Origin of the sequence: Paenibacillus plantarum (assembly GCF_013141695.1) — a bacterium.
GTDB classification, from domain to species: domain Bacteria; phylum Bacillota; class Bacilli; order Paenibacillales; family NBRC-103111; genus Paenibacillus_E; species Paenibacillus_E plantarum.
Genome location: NZ_WHNY01000079.1, coordinates 25,957 through 44,764 on the forward strand (window position 1 = coordinate 25,957; position 18,808 = coordinate 44,764).

15 protein-coding genes and 1 other annotated feature are annotated in these 18,808 nt (G+C 42.1%); of the genes, 13 read left to right on the forward strand and 2 right to left on the reverse strand.

Features of this window, described 5'->3' with window-relative positions; genetic code table 11:
• Positions 1 to 325 precede the first annotated feature (325 nt).
• From GC096_RS32910 to GC096_RS32935, 7 genes are all read left to right on the forward strand, one after another.
• Complete coding sequence (locus GC096_RS32910; RefSeq protein WP_312886393.1) at positions 326 to 1,108, forward strand: helix-turn-helix domain-containing protein; 783 nt, start codon at positions 326 to 328, stop codon at positions 1,106 to 1,108.
• Positions 1,105 to 1,746: a GNAT family N-acetyltransferase gene (locus tag GC096_RS32915; protein ID WP_171636423.1), complete on the forward strand. Its 642-nt coding sequence runs from the start codon at positions 1,105 to 1,107 to the stop codon at positions 1,744 to 1,746. Before GC096_RS32910 ends, GC096_RS32915 begins: the two co-directional genes overlap by 4 nt.
• Before the next feature lie 33 nt (positions 1,747 to 1,779).
• Positions 1,780 to 2,808, forward strand: a complete 1,029-nt coding sequence (locus GC096_RS32920; RefSeq protein ID WP_171636425.1) for an alpha/beta hydrolase family protein — start codon at positions 1,780 to 1,782, stop codon at positions 2,806 to 2,808.
• Positions 2,809 to 3,240: 432 nt separating this feature from the next.
• On the forward strand, positions 3,241 to 3,612 hold the full coding sequence (locus tag GC096_RS32925; protein WP_171636427.1) for a hypothetical protein: 372 nt from the start codon (positions 3,241 to 3,243) through the stop codon (positions 3,610 to 3,612).
• A 108-nt stretch (positions 3,613 to 3,720) separates the two neighbouring features.
• On the forward strand, positions 3,721 to 4,011 hold the full coding sequence (locus GC096_RS38930) for a hypothetical protein (protein WP_246303137.1): 291 nt from the start codon (positions 3,721 to 3,723) through the stop codon (positions 4,009 to 4,011).
• A gap of 230 nt (positions 4,012 to 4,241) precedes the next feature.
• Positions 4,242 to 4,700 carry a transposase gene (locus GC096_RS38935; protein ID WP_246303138.1) on the forward strand — a complete coding sequence of 153 codons (459 nt, stop codon included), beginning with the start codon at positions 4,242 to 4,244 and terminating at the stop codon, positions 4,698 to 4,700.
• A 707-nt stretch (positions 4,701 to 5,407) separates the two neighbouring features.
• Positions 5,408 to 7,507 (forward strand): methyl-accepting chemotaxis protein, encoded by a 2,100-nt coding sequence (locus GC096_RS32935; protein WP_171636429.1) that lies wholly within the window; start codon positions 5,408 to 5,410, stop codon positions 7,505 to 7,507.
• A 203-nt stretch (positions 7,508 to 7,710) separates the two neighbouring features.
• Here the strand turns inward: GC096_RS32935 and GC096_RS32940 are convergent, their stop codons facing one another.
• Together GC096_RS32940 and GC096_RS32945 are read right to left on the reverse strand one after the other, a co-directional pair.
• Complete coding sequence (locus tag GC096_RS32940) at positions 7,711 to 8,415, reverse strand: MBL fold metallo-hydrolase (protein ID WP_171636431.1); 705 nt, start codon at positions 8,413 to 8,415, stop codon at positions 7,711 to 7,713.
• 68 nt (positions 8,416 to 8,483) lie between these two features.
• Positions 8,484 to 9,353, reverse strand: coding sequence for an AraC family transcriptional regulator (locus tag GC096_RS32945; protein WP_171636433.1), 870 nt, complete (start codon positions 9,351 to 9,353; stop codon positions 8,484 to 8,486).
• Positions 9,354 to 9,462: 109 nt separating this feature from the next.
• Between GC096_RS32945 and GC096_RS32950 the strand changes: the two genes are divergently transcribed.
• From GC096_RS32950 to GC096_RS32980, 6 genes are all read left to right on the forward strand, one after another.
• The gene (locus GC096_RS32950) at positions 9,463 to 10,989 is read left to right on the forward strand and encodes a glycoside hydrolase family 31 protein (RefSeq protein WP_171636435.1); all 1,527 of its coding nucleotides are present in this window, start codon (positions 9,463 to 9,465) and stop codon (positions 10,987 to 10,989) included.
• A gap of 274 nt (positions 10,990 to 11,263) precedes the next feature.
• Positions 11,264 to 11,504, forward strand: a binding site (T-box leader).
• 1,303 nt (positions 11,505 to 12,807) lie between these two features.
• Positions 12,808 to 13,668, forward strand: coding sequence for an RCC1 domain-containing protein (locus GC096_RS32960; RefSeq protein WP_171636439.1), 861 nt, complete (start codon positions 12,808 to 12,810; stop codon positions 13,666 to 13,668).
• A 247-nt stretch (positions 13,669 to 13,915) separates the two neighbouring features.
• A complete protein-coding gene (locus GC096_RS32965) occupies positions 13,916 to 14,728 on the forward strand; it encodes a glycoside hydrolase family 16 protein (RefSeq protein ID WP_171636441.1) in 813 nt (270 codons plus the stop codon).
• Positions 14,729 to 14,861: 133 nt separating this feature from the next.
• Complete coding sequence (locus GC096_RS39680) at positions 14,862 to 15,383, forward strand: immunity protein Imm33 domain-containing protein (RefSeq protein ID WP_446686389.1); 522 nt, start codon at positions 14,862 to 14,864, stop codon at positions 15,381 to 15,383.
• Between the two features lie 187 nt (positions 15,384 to 15,570).
• Complete coding sequence (locus tag GC096_RS32975; RefSeq protein WP_171636445.1) at positions 15,571 to 17,790, forward strand: CAP and S-layer homology domain-containing protein; 2,220 nt, start codon at positions 15,571 to 15,573, stop codon at positions 17,788 to 17,790.
• Between the two features lie 574 nt (positions 17,791 to 18,364).
• Positions 18,365 to 18,643 carry a hypothetical protein gene (locus tag GC096_RS32980; RefSeq protein ID WP_171636447.1) on the forward strand — a complete coding sequence of 93 codons (279 nt, stop codon included), beginning with the start codon at positions 18,365 to 18,367 and terminating at the stop codon, positions 18,641 to 18,643.
• The last annotated feature ends 165 nt before the right edge of the window (positions 18,644 to 18,808 follow it).

The following is an 18,808-nucleotide window of genomic DNA, read 5'->3' on the forward strand; positions in this document are numbered from 1 at the left end:
TCTTCTATGATTCCGTATCAATGACGAATAGTCCAGTAATCAAACGGTGAACGTTAGTATTATGTGAAATACTACCACGATAATGATTGCTAATAAACAAAAAAACTAAAAAAGTGGGAGTTTTTTATGAAGTTGCAAGAACTCTATGATGGTAAGAGAGGAGGGGCAATACGACTGTAGCTCATCGAAACGTCGGGCTACCCAATGTGGGTGACTAGGTCTATTTTTCTCCTTTATGACTTGACCTTAGGTCAGACCTAAGGTATATACTTAGTTCATATTAAAGGAGATAGGGGGAGGAAAATAGCTGAAAAAGGAAATTACGATTAGCGAGTTTGCGAAACTGATGGGCGTGTCGGTCCATCAAATTCGTTATTTCGAGGAAAAAGGCATATTGTTCCCGTCCTATATCGATGAAAATCAATATCGGATGTATGGCATCAACGAGATTTACCGGTTGGCACATATTTTGCTCCTCCGTAAAGTCGGGTTGTCCGTACAAGCCGTCCGAGATTGGAGCGAAGAAGGGACACCCGACGACATGAAGGGATTGCTTGTACAGTCTGTTTACAAGATAGAAGTCGAGATGGCTAGGCTGCGAACGTTAAGCGATTTTATCTGTAAGGTGCTGGACGAGAACGAGCGCTATGGGCAGGAGACTGCTTCCTTCCAGGTTACTCAACGCAATCAGCTTGTCTTGTCTTCATGGTTTGAAAAGGACATCGAGAGCCAACTGGATGCTCGAATGTTGGCTCAACAGGGTGATACGTTGCCAGAGTTGATTGAAGCGGACATTCATTACGTGTATGAGGGAGGCCACCGTGTAATGCTTTGCACGGAAGTGCATGATATGGAAGGAGACATGGTTTTGCCAGCTGGCGAGTATTTATCTTATCGGTTCTCGATACAAGGCGAGGAAGGCTTAGAGCAACACTTCAATCAATTTCAGGCCTTCGCCGATCGCAGCTCTCTTATTCTAACCGGACCACGAATTCTTGTGGAAAAGTCGTACCTGTCTCTATTCACCCAAGAAAGCATATATTACGAACTGCTTGAGCGTGCTGATCGCAACGGCAACGATGCTACGAAACGGGAGGAGAATCAATGATCACCCATCCCGTCATTCACATGGAGCGAATGAAAGAGGAGCACAGAGCTTCAGTCAGCCAACTGCTGCTACAAGGTTTTTGCAACAAAATCCAGTTTGGTACAGGGCTGAATAACGCACAGTTACAATTGTTATTAGAAAGGTTGCTCGTGTTAGATGAACAACGGGGAGAAGGCCAGCGCATCGTTGCCATGCAGGAAGAATCCGTCATCGGCAGCCTATCTCTTCAGTTTCGGGCTCATTCAGGCATCCCGCGTCCAAGTACAACGGTAATGGACCTGCTTCCCTTATGGAAAGGGATTCAAGGAGTTGGGTGGGGAAAAACGTTAGGGTTCGCTGTACGATTGGCATGTTTGAGCCATCGTCCGGCACGTGGAGAAATGTACATTGCCGATGTATCCGTCCATGAACGGTTTCGGGGATCAGGCGTGGGCAAAACGATGCTGGAATGGGTTCTCCGCGAAGCAGTGACAAGGCCGGGGATCCGATATGCAAGCTTGTATGTGTCAGGCAGCAATGTTGGAGCCAAACGACTGTATGAACGCATGGGATTCCGGACGTTAGAAGTACAGCGCAGCACATTCATGGGGTGGTTGTTTGGTGAACAGGAATGGAATTACATGATACACGAAGGATAGGCATGCTTGCGAAGAAAGGAATGTAGAGGTAGCGTGAAAAAGAAATGGGGAATTTCGGTCCTGATTATTCTGCTATTGTTGGGAGGGACCGGGACGTATATTCTACAACAAAACAGCTTCGACATGGACGAACAAACCGTGGAAATCGATACCCCTCAAGGTAAACTGACGGGAGTACTAACGTTACCCGAGAAATATAGCGACAAGGTTGGTTTAGTGTTGTTCATTCATGGAGACGGCCCCATTGATTCGACACATGATGACGGGTATAAACCGCTCTGGGAACGGCTTGCTGCACTTGGCTATGCTTCACTTTCGCTGGACAAGAGGGGCATCGGTGGATCGGAAGGCAACTGGTTGGACCAAAGTATGGATGATCGTGTGGAGGAAGCGCAGCAGGCATTAGCTTGGGCGAGGCAGCAACCAGCAATCGATGCGAATCGCATAGGCGTATGGGGCGCAAGCCAGGCAGGGTGGGTTATTTCTAAACTAGCCGGTAAAGAGTCGCTAGCCTTTAGTATTCTTGTCTCTCCGGCAATCAACTGGCTGACGCAGGGAGAGTACAACACGCGTAGTCAAATGGCAAAGGAAGGACGCTCCGTGAATGATATAGAGCAACAGGTGAACGACGATATCCGAATTAAGGATCTGTTAAAGGCTGGCAGCTCTTATGATGAATATATGAGCGTTGCGGGCCAAAAAGATGCCATGTCTAGGGAACGTTGGAAGTTCGTAAGCCAGAACTACTCCGCCGATGCAACGAAGGATATTGCAAATTTTAGCTCCCCAGTTCTGCTTTTACTCGGTGATCATGATATTAACGTAGATGTGAAAGAAACAGAGAAGGTTTACAGGGAACGTGTATCACCATCCGAACTGCTGAGAGTCAAAGTACTTCCTGACACGGAGCACTCCATGCTTTCCACTTCGACGGCCGATTCTCCGACGCGTGCGTTATTGATTAGCTTGTTTGCGCCGAGAAACATTACCGAGAAGGGGTACATGGATGAAATCGCTGATTTCCTGCAAAATATTCATCCGATTCAAGAGGTGAAGCCCTAAAGTATGACGTTATAGGTATGGATACCGGAAGGGAAAGACATGAAACAGAAGGCCCGAACTGAAGAATTGTCGGCCTGCTATTCGTAATTCTTGCGGGAATAGGGGGGGATATTCCTGCTGGGAATCGGCTGGAGTGCGGACTACGCAGTGTTCATTGCGCTATCTGTGTTATTGCTCCAATCATCATTATAGCAATTCAATGTCGGATGAAAAGAACATTGTCCGAATCAATTCCGCGTAAATCGTGGACTTTTTAATTAATCGAATCAAGTTCTTGTCAATTGGCAATGTCAAGAACTTGATCCGATTGCCGATATGTGTCAAGAACATAGTCCGATTGCCGACAAGATAAAATGAGCCGCTCAACTAACGGGCAGAATACTTCCAATATCTGTTATAATAGAAGGGAATATGCTCTAGGGTGATGGGACAATGCTTGGGCTACCAAATTGGTTTGAAAACAGAAAATTTCAATTTTGGTTTTACAGGGTGAGTCATGGAGAACTTCTTATTCGTAGTCCCAAAAGTAAGGAAAACCTCCAAAATATAGATATCTTGTTTTTTGATATTAGCTACATTGAATTACCACGTTTTCTAGATGAAATTATACTCGATGATGCAACTAATGATGAAATCATTTATGTAAATAACAAAATAGGTGAACCATCAAATGATCAAGAGATAACCATAATTGTTTCAAAAGGTATTCGATATATCATTGTAGCTTCATTTTTAAAAGTAAAAGAAACCGAGCTAGATGTATTTGAACATCCATTTGAAAAACTAGGATTATCGCTCGTCTAAACATTCCTGTCTAGCCTAAGAAATGGGCTTTGTCAAAAAAGGAGCGCCTCGGTATGATGGGTTTGTCGACGGGTAGATACCCAACACCATCAAGGAGGCGCTCTTATTATGAAGTTTAAGCAATCTGACGGACAAAATCAACGTATTGAACGAATTACCACTCCACATCTTGTTGTGGGCATTGATATGGCAAAGGAAACTCAAGTAGCTCAAGCAACAAATTATCGTGGAATTGTGCTTACAAACCAGCATCTTTCATTCAAGAACACTATCCAGGGGTTTGAGAAATTACTTCGTTGGATAGTGTTAGGATGCAGAATCGGATCAACCGCTGGCTGGATATACGCTTCCCTGAGTACGCTTCTGTGTTTAAAGATTGGACCTGTCCACGATCCATAGTAACGCTCAAAGAGTTCCCGTCCCCGCTGGATTAAAAAGGTCAATCTACATCAGAAGTTATTACTGGTTGGCGGAAATATATGAAACGAGCTGGCGGCTCCATGGGTATTCAGAAGGCAGCTGAACTACTCTCTAAAGCGGTTCAGAACGTAGGGAAACTGTAGCGCTGAATGAGGCTAAACAGGATCTGCATCGCTGAATTGATGAGTACGAGCGGCATTGAGGGTATATTGAACCAAATAGCACAAGTAATAGCAGTTTTACTTGGTGAGATCCCAATTTCTAGCCAACTTCGTACTATTAAAGGTCTAAGCACTATCTATATCGCAGCAATTCTGGCTTGTGCGGGTGATCTGAAGCAATTCGCTCACGGTCGTCAGCTGCTACGGAAAGCCGGTTTAAACCTGGCAGAGAGCATGTCTGGAAAGCGCAAGGGCCAGATTGTACTTTCCAAACGTGGAGATTCAAAACTCCGAAAATATATGTATCTGGCTACCTTAACATTAGTGGGAACAAACCCTTTATTTAAGCAATTACATAAGAATAATGTGCAAGTTAAACATATGAGTACGCAGAAGTCGATATTTAAATTGCTTGGAAAACTGGCGCGAATCCTAGTCGGCATGGTGCATTCCGAGGAGTCTTTTACTCCTGAAAAAACGATCATTCAGTACAATCAGGCTGCCTAATCGTCGAAATCACGTGAATTGATTCATTCGCAGGACTTTAAACAAAGAAAGCACGGAGGACCGAGTTCGTTATCCATAAGGGCACAGACCCAAATACTGAGGGACGGGCAGGATTCTTCAATAATTAGTTTTAATACACATTGACCATGACCACTTATATAAAGAACGAGAATTTCATAAATGATAAAATCAAAAATAGAATTCAAAAGGCGTTTAAGAGACGGTTATCCGGGACCTATTACTTTTGCAGATTTTATAGTAGACGGACAATCTTTATACGATATATATGCTGAGGAATTCGATTTTGTATCTTGTTTAGGGTGGGGCATTGAGGAGTTTCAAAATGAACAAATCTTAAGGTTAATTTTAATGAGTAAGCCAGATTTTCCAAATGGGAAGAACTCAATATATATGTCCTGCATGTGCTGATTTGGGGTGCGGGGCCGTATCATTATTTATAGATTTGATGGAAGTGGAGGGGACAACTGCCTAGTAGATGTTTATGAATTTGATGATAAGTTTTCCTCGGACGATTTAACTCAGGCTATATTGTACTCGCTGGATGCCTACTCTACTTCATAGAATTATCATTCATGCTTCGACATTGAAAATGAAATTTTATTTTGTGCACAAGCTATTCAAAAAAAATGTCGAATTGTCGATAAATACTTATTAGAAAGGGATAGAAAGGGGAGCTAATAAGTATTATGTGGCTGCGTAACCAGAGATTATCTTTTAAATTAGGAGTCGCCATTGGGTTAGTGCTTCTCTTAGCTTTTGGAAGCTTGATTGGCGTCAATCTCAAACAAATTTACAGCAGCAGTTTAAGTCAAGGAGAATCGAAGGCAAATGAAGCTTCCTCTGTCGTATCCAATGGTTTTCACGATCAGGTGAATGAGACGCTCACTGCTTTGTCGACGCTCCGAACTGTGGTACTGGACGCAAGTACTTCCAAGTCACTGACGCGCGAGGAAGTTGTCCGAATTTTAAATAACACATTGGTTGATCATGAAAAAGTATTGGCTTTCTATACGCTGTGGGAACCTAATGCATTCGATAAGAAAGATGCGGCGAATAGTAAAAAAATGCCGTATGACGACAGCACGGGGCGCTTTATTCCCTACGTGGTAAGAGTAGGTGATAAAATCGATGTCCAGCCCTTAGTGGATTATGAAAAAGAAGGCGCAGGGGATTACTACCTCATTCCCAAAAAGACGAAAAAAAATACGTGGATTGAGCCGTATTACTATCCGATCAGCGGCAAAGATGTCTTAATCACTTCATTAGTTATGCCGATTGTGGATAAACAGGGCAACTTCCTTGGCATCGTAGGGGCAGATATGGCGCTTAGCGACTTGCAAAAGCAAATCGAGCAACTAAAGCCACTTGGCGGATACGCATCGATGATCTCTGCAGCCGGAAGCTATGTAGCGCATGGAGCATCGCCGGAGAAAGTAGGCAAGTCTTATAGTGACACTCCGGAAACGGCAACCGTGTGGGAGGGTGTTCATAAAGGTGAACGCTCCGCTTACATGAAGGGAAGCAGCGGAGATGATCTTCACTTATTTACGCCCATTCAACTTGAGGGTTCCGATCATGCTTGGTACATGGAATCTGTCATTTCCAAGCAAACGATCTTAATGGCCTATTTTGAAGGACTGACAACCTCTCTGACCATTGCGATCGTATCCTTAATTGTTCTGGCTGTCATCTTGTTCCTTATTATTCGAAGATTCGTTCTGAGTCCTATTCAATCCGTAAGCCGACTTTCCGCGAAGCTGGCCCAAGGCGAATTTACCGAGCAGTTGACAGTCAAAGGCCGAGATGAGTTCGGATTAATGTCGGAACAGTTTAATACCATGGTAGAGAAGCTGCGAATGATGATTCACACAGTGACGGAGCATGCGATGTCGGTTGGCGCAACGTCCGAGCAACTGAATGCAAGCGCAGAACAAACAAGTCGGGCTGCCGAAACGATTGCGATTTCTATTCAGGAGATGGCCAGCGGCTCCGAGACGCAATTAATCGACGCGCAGGAAACGGCGCGAGCGATGACCGAAATGGCTATCGGTGTACAGAAAATTGCTGAATCTACCGCCATTGTGACAGACTCCACTGAGGATGTAAGAGCCAAAACAACGGCAGGAAATGAGAACATCCAAATGGCTGTTCGCCAAATGGGCCTCTTGAAAGAGAAAGTTGAAGATACTTCTATTGTCATTCGTCGTCTTGGAGAGCGTTCTGAAGCTATCGGGAGTATCATTGGCGTGATTTCCGGGTTAAGCAAGCAGACGAACTTATTGGCCCTAAATGCAGCTATCGAAGCTTCAAGAGCAGGTGAGCATGGCAAAGGCTTTGCAGTCGTAGCGGCGGAAGTTCGCAAGCTTGCCGAGCAGTCTAACACCGCTTCGCTTCAAATCGTCGAGCTTATTAGTGAAATCAGTGAGGATACGAAGCTGGCCGTGAAAAGTATGGATCAAGGTACAACCGAAGTAACCAAGGGGGTTCAAGTTGTAACCGATAGCGGTACCATTTTCGCATCCATTACTCAGGATATGGCACAGGTTCATCATCAAATTCAAGAAGTTTCAGCGGCATCCGAGCAAATGTCGGCAAGCACCGAGCAGGTTTTGGCGACCGTGGAACAGCTAGCAAGCATTGCAAGAAGTTCCAGCCACAATGCGCATAATGTTGCTGCAGCGTCCGAAGAACAATTGGCCACAATGGAAGAAATCAGTGCTTCATCGGAGGCGTTAGGCCAACTAGTACAAGAACTGTTAGATTTGCTTGCCCGATTCAAAGTGTAATAAAAAAGGCTGCTCATAAGTTCATCTTGTGGGCAGCCTTTTTTGACATGGCGCGCCTAGCCAAGCTAGGTACAACTTATTGAATACCGATGCGGCTCAAAGCCTGGATACATCGGGATTTTATTAGATGTTGTAAGACGAAAAGGTTTATTTGAATTTAGAACGATAGCGAATAAAGGAAAGCAGGAAAATTAATAAAATAATTAAAGAATTCTAACTATATTATTTGTGATATTCGAGTATTGTTCAAATATATTCAAATCATGAAATGGAAGGGGTATTAATTTATCTCGCTGAGATTCGATAATGAACCTTTCATTATTTTGTGTACTCGCATATACCCCTATGGGGCGATTGCTAATCAAGTTGTCGCACCAGTAACATTCATCGCCAGTTATTACATAGTGCTTATTGTCTGCTTCGAAATAAACGACAGAGGAGCCCTTGCTGTGACCGCCGATGACTCTGAATCTGAGTAAGTCGTTGTATATGTATTCATTCTCAACAGTCACTACATGGCATTGATTCAGTTTATCAATAATGGAATGTGAGCATTGTTGTAGAGCATTCTCGTAATCGGTTTTTGAAATAATAATTTCCGGCTTACCATACAAATCAAGATTTTCAATGTGGTCAAAGTGACTGTGAGTAATAATAACCATATCAACTACGGCTAAGTTGTCTATGATACTTGATAACTCTTGCTCAACCCCAGTAAATGTAATTCCCCATTTTTTCGCTACATTTTCATCTCGAAATCCCGTGTCAATGGCAATCGTTATGTCGTTAAACTTAGCAATATAATAAGACCATGCAATTTTCGTTGTTTCTTCCGAATTAGGCATATCTCGGTATATATGTCTTAAACGAAAGGAGGACTCGCCAAATTTAATTGCATATAGTTCCATTTCATCAACAGTCCCTTCATAGTAAATGTTTCATAACCGTATAATATACTTGGTGATTTACAAGCAGGTCATTCGTAATAAATGGCATCGTAAGGAAATTCTAACTTCTTCATTCTATACTCTTTAGGTGTCATATTCATATATTGCCGAAAAATTTTACCGAAGTAACTTGGACTTTCAAAACCACAAACCTTACCGATCTCATTAACGGATAGTTCTGTAGTTCGAAGAAAGGAAATCGCTGCTTCCATTCGTCGATCGCGTAGATATTTAAGAGGTGTGCTTTGTTCGGAACGTTGAAAAAGCCTGCAAAAGTAATATTTATTAAGTTCACAGTGAGCAGCAATCATGTCTAGGGTGATGGGTTCAGCGTAGTGCTCTCTCATAAATCTTTTAGCTTTTTGAATCAAACTGCTCGAGTTTTCGCTAATTTCTTTTGTTATCTCGCCACTTGTCTGGATAAGGGAAAGCAGCCATTCATAAACACTTAGAGATAGCTGATACTTATCAGTTACCATTTCTTCGGCTACTAAGTTAAGCAATTTCCAGAATTCCTGTATAAGGGGTGATTGTAAGTCTCTTCTTAGGACTGACCCTTCTTGGTCGATGATCATATCCCAAATTCGATTGGCTTCATTCCCACGTAAATTCAACCAAATGACTTCCCAAGGTTCTTTGCTAGTTCGATAAAAGTATTTATGATTACTAGGTACTTTGGCAAGAAATCCAGTGCCTTTCGGCAAAGGATAGATCTGCTGCTCATACTCAAAATAACCTTGTCCGCTAAGCGTGTATTGGAAAATGACATGTCCACAATCAGGACGATCTTCTCCTGAAAATGAGTAAGAAGAGCTGTTAATTGTCTGCCATCCAATCGAATCTAAGGTGAGGATCGATGTATCATCATTTCGAAATCCGTAAGAAGATTGTTTTAGCATAGCTGAACCTCATTAAAGTCAATTTTGTTATATTATAAATCAATACTTTAAGATTGTCCCTATATTCTCTTGAATGTACAATCATTTGTAAAGAAGGAGTGATTGTTATATGACCAATTATGAGATAGTACTTGATCTATTGCCAGATGAATATTGGTGGGGCGGAAGGGTATCAGATGGAACAAGCATGCCGTTCGGCAGATCACAGTTCAGTGCTGACTTAGCAAAAGCAAGTGGTGCAAACCAAGCGGCTCCACTACTAGTTTCAAATAAAGGTCGTTACATTTGGAGTGAAGAGCCATTTGCTTTTGAGATAAATCAGGAGCAATTAGCTATTCATCGTGGGGCTTCGCGAATAACCGTAGGGGAAGGACATGGAAACTTACAAGGCGCATACAAGCATGCCTCACGCACTTTCTTTCCGCCAGTTCCAATAATTCCGGAGGAATTACTGTTTACAGCCCCTCAGTATAATTTGTGGATTGAGTTGTTATATGAACCGACGCAAGAAAAAGTAATGCAATATGCGAAAGATGTATTGGCATGCGGTATGCCGCCTGGTGTCATAATGATTGATGATAATTGGCACGAGCCATACGGAACATGGACATTTCATACTGGAAGGTTCCCTGATCCAAAAGGTATGGTAGATGAACTGCATGCACTTGGCTTTAAGGTAATGGTATGGGTATGTCCGTTTATCAGCCCAGACTCGATTACATTTCGGAAACTGGAAACGACAGGCATTCTATTGAGGGATCGACATGGCAAGACGGCTATTCGTAAATGGTGGAATGGATATAGCGCAGTTCTAGATTGTACCAATCCGACAGCCGTCGAATGGATTCATCATCAACTTGATGTACTTCAAGACGAGTATGGGATTGATGGCTTTAAGTTAGATGCTGGCGACCTGGAGTTCTATGAAGGTGATGATTTAAGTTTTGTGAAGACAACGCCAAATGGTCAAAGTGAGGCTTGGGCCAAAGTAGGACTCAAGTATCCACTAAATGAATACCGAGCCTGCTGGAAGCTTGCAGGACAGCCATTGGTTCAAAGATTGAAGGACAAGCAGCATGTGTGGACTGGCAATGGACTTGATTGTTTAATTCCCGATGGCCTTGCACAAGGTCTACTTGGATATGCATATTCATGCCCCGATATGATTGGGGGAGGGGAATTTAAGAGTTTCCTTTCCTCGGAGAAGTTGGATCCTGAGCTTATTGTACGTTCAGCACAATGCTCCGCATTGTTCCCCATGATGCAATTCTCAGCAGCACCGTGGCGAATTCTAGATGAGAAGCATCTGCGTTATTGTGTTGAGGCTGCTCAGTTACATGCTGCCTTTGGGGAGGAAATTCTTAAGCTCGCGAAAGAGTCAGCTGTTACTGGAGAACCCATTTTACGTCATATGGCTTACGAATTTCCAGAAGATGGTATGGAAACGATTACAGATCAGTTTATGTTGGGGAGTACTTTGCTAATCGCTCCTGTAGTTGTCAAAGGTGCGAGAGCTAGAGACGTTGTAATTCCTGCAGGTACTTGGGTTGGGGATGATGGTTTAATTGTATCGGGTCCGCAAAAGGTAAACATTGAAGTCCCACTTGGAAGATTGCCGTATTATAGAAAGAATTAATTTGAGACGGGGAAGGTTCCAAAATCTGCGAGTAAAGGCATCAACATTTAGCATGAGTTTATCCTAGAAGATCGCGGTCATGAATACAGAACGGATCTGTGGACCAAGAACTTATAAAAATATGAAAGCTGATCGCCATCAAATTTTAATCCTTGTAATCGATTATACACAAATGATATTGCATTCATTCTTTGCATATAAAATCTGATTCGGGCGTTCACACCTTGACGCTGTATTAGCCTTGATGCTACTGTAACTGATAACCATATATTCGAGAAACGCGATTGATGATGAAGAGTAAACAAGTATTCGAATTGCAGAGAGCCCTGCATGGTAGTGTAAGAGGGTATTCGAGCTTGTAGAAAGAAGCCTCGGAGCATCAGACTGAAAGAGGGAGTAAGTCTGGCGGGTCTTCCCGTTATAGAAGAGATGTCGCAGTTAAATGCTGCATCTATGAGCGGGTCCGTTGACCCAATCAAGGTGGTACCACGGAAGCGATGCCTTACGTCCTTGTTGAATGAGGATGAAGGGCTTTTTTTATTGTCTGAGAGTTTCTGTCTACAATCTCGAGGAGAAAGAAGGAACGGTTATGAATCAAACCATGCTTGCCCAGCGACTATTTCCAGCTATTGAGAAGCTACGTCGGGCAACTAATCCTTCAAACACAAAAAGAGACGATTGACGTACTCACGACTAAACTTGGTTTAACGGAATTGATGATGGTTCAGATCAACAAATACCGTGAAAAATATGCATTAGAACCAGTTTAACATATTCCAAATCAATGAGTAACGAGGAACTAATGATTTAGTAAATTCAGTTAGAGGGAACGCGGAGTACTGGGAAACTCGTACGCTCCGTGTGGAGCAGGGGAAAAGCTGGAGATCACTTCAAATGCTTACCTATTGCAACCAAGAGTTCAATCAATTCAGCATGAAGGCTACCGTGTATTTGTGAACTGGACCCCAATTGTTAGACACCATCTATTGATTGGGGTCCAGTTCATCTCGCGAGACCTGCTTCTATTCAACATTGAACTGAAGTGACACGGTTTGATAATCCGAGAAGCTGAGTCGATTGGAGACTGCCCCCGACCATTTGATCATCATAATGTGTCAAATAAAACGAGAGCGAAATTTGATTGGGAAGAACAAGCTGGATCCATTGACCCTTGCAAGCCTCTGCCTGTTGTGAATTTTGAATGGCAGTCCCGTTGCAAACTAATGAGTTATAAGATTGGCGGCTTAAAAATCCTGTTGCATAGTTGAAGTCGGCAGAGGTCACGTTGACTTGCAAATTAGTCCGATCGTCTAATTGGATGGTCACCCATTTATTCATACATTGTTAAATGTTAGAAATTAAAGTTGGGACTATACTCCTCAGAGTGAACTGATCATACATTGCTTCCACCATATGCAATGGAGTAGGCATTTGTGCACAATTCGAAAAGAGCCACAGGTGGCTCTGAACTCTCTCCCTAGTTTAAACAGGCTGCCGGTTCTCAGATGCGAATAACTCCTTTAACACCTTCAATGACTTTTTATTGTCCCAATACTAGGTTTGACATTGATATAGAGTTGGAACCAATTGATAAATTTCAAAATGCAACCATTGAACCACGTCCATTGATTGTGGGACATCAGAATTCAATACAAAGCATAACTCCTATTTTCCTGGCATCATCAGACGACGAACCAGTAGTATAGTTTATTGACAAGGGAAAAGTGATATGGAACTAGAATTACTAATCAACTGTAAAAGGAATAGAGATGAAACCTAAAATCGGAAATATCTATCATCAACTAAGGAGCGAGATTCTTGAACATTGTGAAACCCCTGCCTTCCATCGCGACGGGTCGTCGTCATACAGTCGGTCTTAAATCGGACGGCACGGTGACGGCCACTGGTGATAATAAATATGGCCAATGTGATGTAAGCGACTGGCGCAATATTGTGGCGGTTGCTGCTAGTAATGTTCATATGGCGACGAACACAGGTAATGCTCATACTATCGGTCTTAAATCAGACGGAACGGTTGTGGCTATAGGTTGGAATAAGCATGACCAATGTGATGTGAGCGGCTGGCGCGAGATTGTAGCGGTAGCGGCTGGTTGGCGTCGTACCGTTGGGCTTAAATCGGATGGCACCGTGGTTGCTGTGGGTCGAAATAATGAAGGTCAATGCAATGTAAGTGGCTGGCGTGATATTGTGGCGATATCGGCTGGTGACTGGCATACCGTCGGTCTTAAATCGGACGGAACGTTGACGATTGTGGGTAATAATCGGTATGGCCAATCCAATGCAAACGGCTGGCACGACATAGTGTCTGTAGCGGCAGGTTATCTTCATACCGTCGGACTTAAAGCGGACGGAACGGTGGTTGCTGTGGGTTTGAATAAGCATGACCAATGCGATGTAAGCGGCTGGCGTGGTATTATGGCGATAGCGGCGGGTAGTCATCATACCATCGGCCTTAAATCGGACGGTACTGTGGCGACTATGGGGGATAATAGATATGGCCAATGTGATGTAAGCGACTGGTACAATATTGTGGCAGTTGCGGCGGGTTGCGCTCATACCGTCGGTCTTAAATCGGACGGCACGGTGGTTGCTGTAGGTGACAATGAATATGGCCAATGCGATGTAAATGGCTGGAGTGGCATCCAACTGCGAAAATGATGAGACCCATGGGAAACTATAGTTCAATGACATAACAAGAGAAGACTGCCTAAGATTTATGTTCGGCAGCCTTCTCAACTATCGGGCTAGAGCGTGGAAAATAGATCCATTAAAGTTGTTGTAGTAACGCAACTTGGAAATTGATACACTGAAGATAAAGAACGTATGTTCCTTTTTGGCAAATTGGTTTTCTGCACAAACGATCGCGTAACATCTCTAAAGTACACCAAAAGTGGAGGATTAGTTAATGTCAAATGGGGATTTTCCAAGAAATGAGATTGAAAAATCAGGTTATACAATAGTATTCCAAGATGATTTTGAGTTCGATGACTTAAACCTCGCGAATTGGCTTCCTTACTATTTACCTCAATGGAGCAGTCGTAAAAGCTCCAAAGCAAAGTACAGAATTGAAGATAGCTTTCTCGTCTTACAGATAAAAGAGGACCAACTGCCGTGGTGTCAAGAGTTCAATGATGATGTGAAGGTCAGCAATCTCCAGACGGGGGTATATTCTGGGCCCGTTGGCAGTCAATTTGGTCAACACAAGTTCTCAAATAACTGTCTTGTCCGAGAAGAGCAAATGCTTGAAAGACTGTTTACCCCGCAGTATGGCTATTTTGAAATACGGGCAAAGGGAATCAAAAACCCCAATAACGTTTGTGCATTTTGGATGATTGGTTTTGAAGATCAACCCCATAAATCAGCCGAAATTTGCCCTTTTGAATTGAAGGGGTGGAATGTGGCTTCCGATACATGTACACTTGGATTTGGCATTCATCCGTTCGGTGATCCGGAGATTCATGATGAATTTTTTGAAACAGAATTTCAACTCGACCCTACGCAGTTTCACCTTTACGCTGTCGATTGGACTGAAAATGGCGTTGATTTTTATATCGATAACGAATTGATACATACATCTCGTCAATCACCACGATACCCCATGCAATTGATGCTTAACATTTATGAAATTCCTTCAAACGATAATACTTCAAGGGTAACGCAAGTATACCCCAGCGAGTTCAGTATTGATTATGTGCGTTGTTACCAGAAGAATTGTTAATTCAAAGTATTCTAGGGGCTATCACCAGGTGGGTTTATAAGAGTTGCCTAAAACAAATGGGGGGTTGAAATGATACGAGTCCATAGAAATATTGATCTTGTCCATGGTGTGAATCATCTTTATACTAAGGGACTTGCTACATACCTCGGCAAAGAGATCAGGACAGTATTCTACGAAGCCTACGATTAAGGCGGAACAAACAATTTCTTATCATTCCTGGATACTTAAGTTTACTGTAAGCCAAGAACCATATTATGATCTTTGGGAAGCGGAAGATTCAGGGAATGGATACACAGAGGGACTTGATATTGCGGTCTCTATTATTCGATCACAAGACGAGGTATGTGACAATTTGGGTAGAACACCATGGTATCCCTTATTTAGTCAGAAGATTGCTATATCCCAAGGTGTTTATGAAGGCGGCTATGCTGTCAATGCAGTAAGATACCCCTCCGAAGAGTATATGACCAGCTGGTATTTAACCACTGATCTATATGATGGAAATGTTCAATCACTAATGGTGGTACATTACTATCACGTTGCGTTCAATCGTCCTGATTTGCTTAAGTACCTTGCACTCCCATTTGGATTTCGATTCTACGTATCAGCCACTGAAATCGAAGTATGGTATGACGATAATGTAGCAAATATCTAATAATTTCAACCACAATGAGACTAACCCTCGAGTTGTGGTTTTTTTCTGTAGTTCAAGGCTGCCGCTGTTGTCAGTCTACAACATTAGATTCCGTAGAAAATGTCGAAATATGGAAGGAGTTTTATCGATTTTGTTGAATTTGTATTAAGAATCTCATAAGTATATCACCGAAAAAAGGAGAACCACAATGAAAAAAACAATAGTGCTCATGTTAGTGCTTTTTCTTATTTGCACACTTGCATCAGTTGCAGAAGCTCGAACGTTAGCGGTTGACTTCGAACCGAACAACGAAAAAGGGAACAAGTATCAGTATGATATTCCGCCAAATGTACCGCTGCCGTATACAGTGAAAATTGTGGATGAGAGTCTCACTCAGAAAAGTTTCAATTCCATTTTCCCAGGAACCGCTGTTTCATCAAATCCTGCTGTCGCTACAATTAGCACAGACGGAACGCTAGAAGGCCATTCCTACGGTTCAACGGTCATTTCCGTCACCTATGAAGGCAAAAGTCACACAAGGACTATTAACGTAATTAGGCCAAGTTCAATAAACTTTGAGAAGGATGAAATTGAACTGCTTGCGGGTCAGTATACACCTGCGTCCATCACCGCTTACTATATGTTTAATCTCATTGATCTAAGTACTACAGCAAATTTCGTCAGCAGTAATCCAGGTGTCGCAAACGTTTCAGGAGGTAAAATTAACGCCTTGAGTACTGGGACGACTACAATCACAGCTAATTTTGAAGGACGTTCAGACACAATAACGGTCACTGTTAAACCCGGACTCTCTGGCGGTGTGCCGAGCAAACCAGCAGACCAAGGTTTCCATAGTCCAGATAAGCTCAACGCAATTCAGTATTTAAATGACATTCGAGCGAAAATGGGACTCAAGCCGCTAATTGAAAATGAGTACTTAAATAACTCCGCGCAGCATCACAGTGATTATCTAGCCAAACAGAATATTGACCAGATTTATGCTAAAGGAGGGAGCCTACATGATGAGGATCTAAACAATGGCGGCATTAATAATCGGATTAATGTTTTTGGTTATAAAAACGGTTATGGCGAGGTTATTTCCCCTACGGATAACGAGAACAATCGAGGCATTCAATCGCTTATTAATGCTCCACTGCATCGTGCCATCATGATATCTCCTTACTCACAAGATGTCGGGGTGGGATTAAACACTAGCGGGACACTTGACAATATGGTATTAAATTTAGGTTTCCAAAACCTTTATGGTGTAGATGAAGGCTATAGGAATACGTATACTGTCAATTATCCTTATGACAATCAAAAAGATGTGCCCATCTTCTGGTATGCAAACGAAACGCCAAACCCATTATCCATATATCACAAAGAAGGAGCGAAAGTGGGGTATCCTATCTCTATCCATACCAGTAATATGAGGGAGCTTACATTCACTTCCGCATCGATTAGAGATGATAAGAACAATGACGTTCCTTATTATCTTGCAGATCGATCCACAATGCCTCAAAGTATATCTGCTGATGTCATTCTGATTCCCAAAGAACCACTTAAGTCGGGAACTACATACACAGTTCACTTCGAAGGAGTGGGGGGCGGCACGAAGGTAACAAATGATTGGTCTTTTACAACACAACCTACACAGTTGTCACATATAGAGTTCGAATTTAAGAATGCTGATATCGTTGTAGGAGAACAGAAGAGATTCAAACTTACAGCATACTACACAGACAGCACGAATGAAGATATTACGACCAAAGCTCAGTATGTCATCGATCCAGTAAGCAAGATTGAACTGACTAATGGTTCCATGGTAGGCAAACTAGCTTATGACAATATTGTTGTGAAAGCAACTTATCAAAATAAAACTAGCACCATGAGTATCAAAGTAATTGGCCCCAATAAACCGGTGATTAATAAGTTTCCTGTATTTAATGACATTAAAGATCATTGGGCTAGTTTGGCAATTGAATGGGGAACCAATGAAGGCGTTATTGATGGATATGATGATGGTTCTTTTAAACCTAATAATTTAGTATCCGAAGCTGAGTTTATTACCATGCTGTTACGTGCATATAAAATCTCGCTTCAGGATGATCTTGTATCCACACATTGGGCTGATAAGTATTATAGTTTTGCAAAAGAATATAATTTTGCTACGTCCAATAAAGAAGATGCCCGGGATTCATTCATTAATCGTACGAGTGTCGCGGAGATCATTTCCGGTATTGATGGCATAAACAAATCCGGAAATGAGGCAATTCAGTACTTGCTCGATAAACGGTATTCCAATGGCAAGAATAGCGCTACGGTTGAAGGTTATGCCGGCAGTGAGAATCTTACAAGAGCAGAGGCCTTGCAGTTTATTAAGAATATCCTGGAGAATGGATTATCTCAAATTAAGAAACGCTACTAATATTATTAAAGGAACATTGATGGCGAGAAAACAAATGTACTAGATTGTGGAAAAGTTGAGTTGAGAGAAGGACTGGGTACAGAAGCTTATAATTACGGGATTCAAAAAGTCTTAAAACGAGAAATGAACGAAAATGAAAAACAATTCTTACTCGGAAAACCATTTAACGTTTTAGATATTCTATTCCCATTACTCCGCAAACATGACCAATGTTGCAGCTCTTTGGGGAGAAGGTAAACTTGAAAGACTTTCCCCAGGTGGTGAACAGTTTAGTTGACGGGATCATGGTCCCACGGGCAGTAACGTTGGACCCCGGCTACCGTTACTAAACCTCTAAAATACAAAAGAGGGCAACCAGTAAAAACTGGTTAACCTCTTAATACGAACGGGCAGTTAACTGTGGCGGTGGGACACTCAAGAGCTCGTAGGGGTTCGATGTTATTTTATTTCCTCAAACTAATACACATTTTTAGATAAACATGCTATTTTAGTAAGGTGTATATTACAATTCGAATAAGCTCGTCTAAGAAAGGCGAATAATTCATAATAGAAAAAAGAAAGGATGTGCAGATTCTTGTCTTATGTGACACCAGCGCAAGATGTATACTATAATGATTTAAATATTTTCACTGCATATAAAATCTATGAGATTGTGAAAGAAAACCAAGATACTATTTTATTAATGAATGATAAAGGAGAAATAGATGAACTACATAAATCATTGATTCATGGAAGGTATCCCACGTATAAAATGGCTGTCATACATAACAATCTTTTTCTTTGGATATGTTTTAAATTTATTGAAACAATCCGCCAAACAATTGTGCAAAGAAAGCGAATAATAAAATTATAACATTTAAGTAAAACAACCCATTTATAAATGATTGCTATTTTGGAAAACTATGTTAAGCTATCGGAGAACTATAGCGGAGGAGACTGCATCGAGGCAGCTCCTTTTTTTTCTACGACTGACCAATCAGCTAACAAGGATTTCCAGCCACCTCTGTTGAAGTATTTA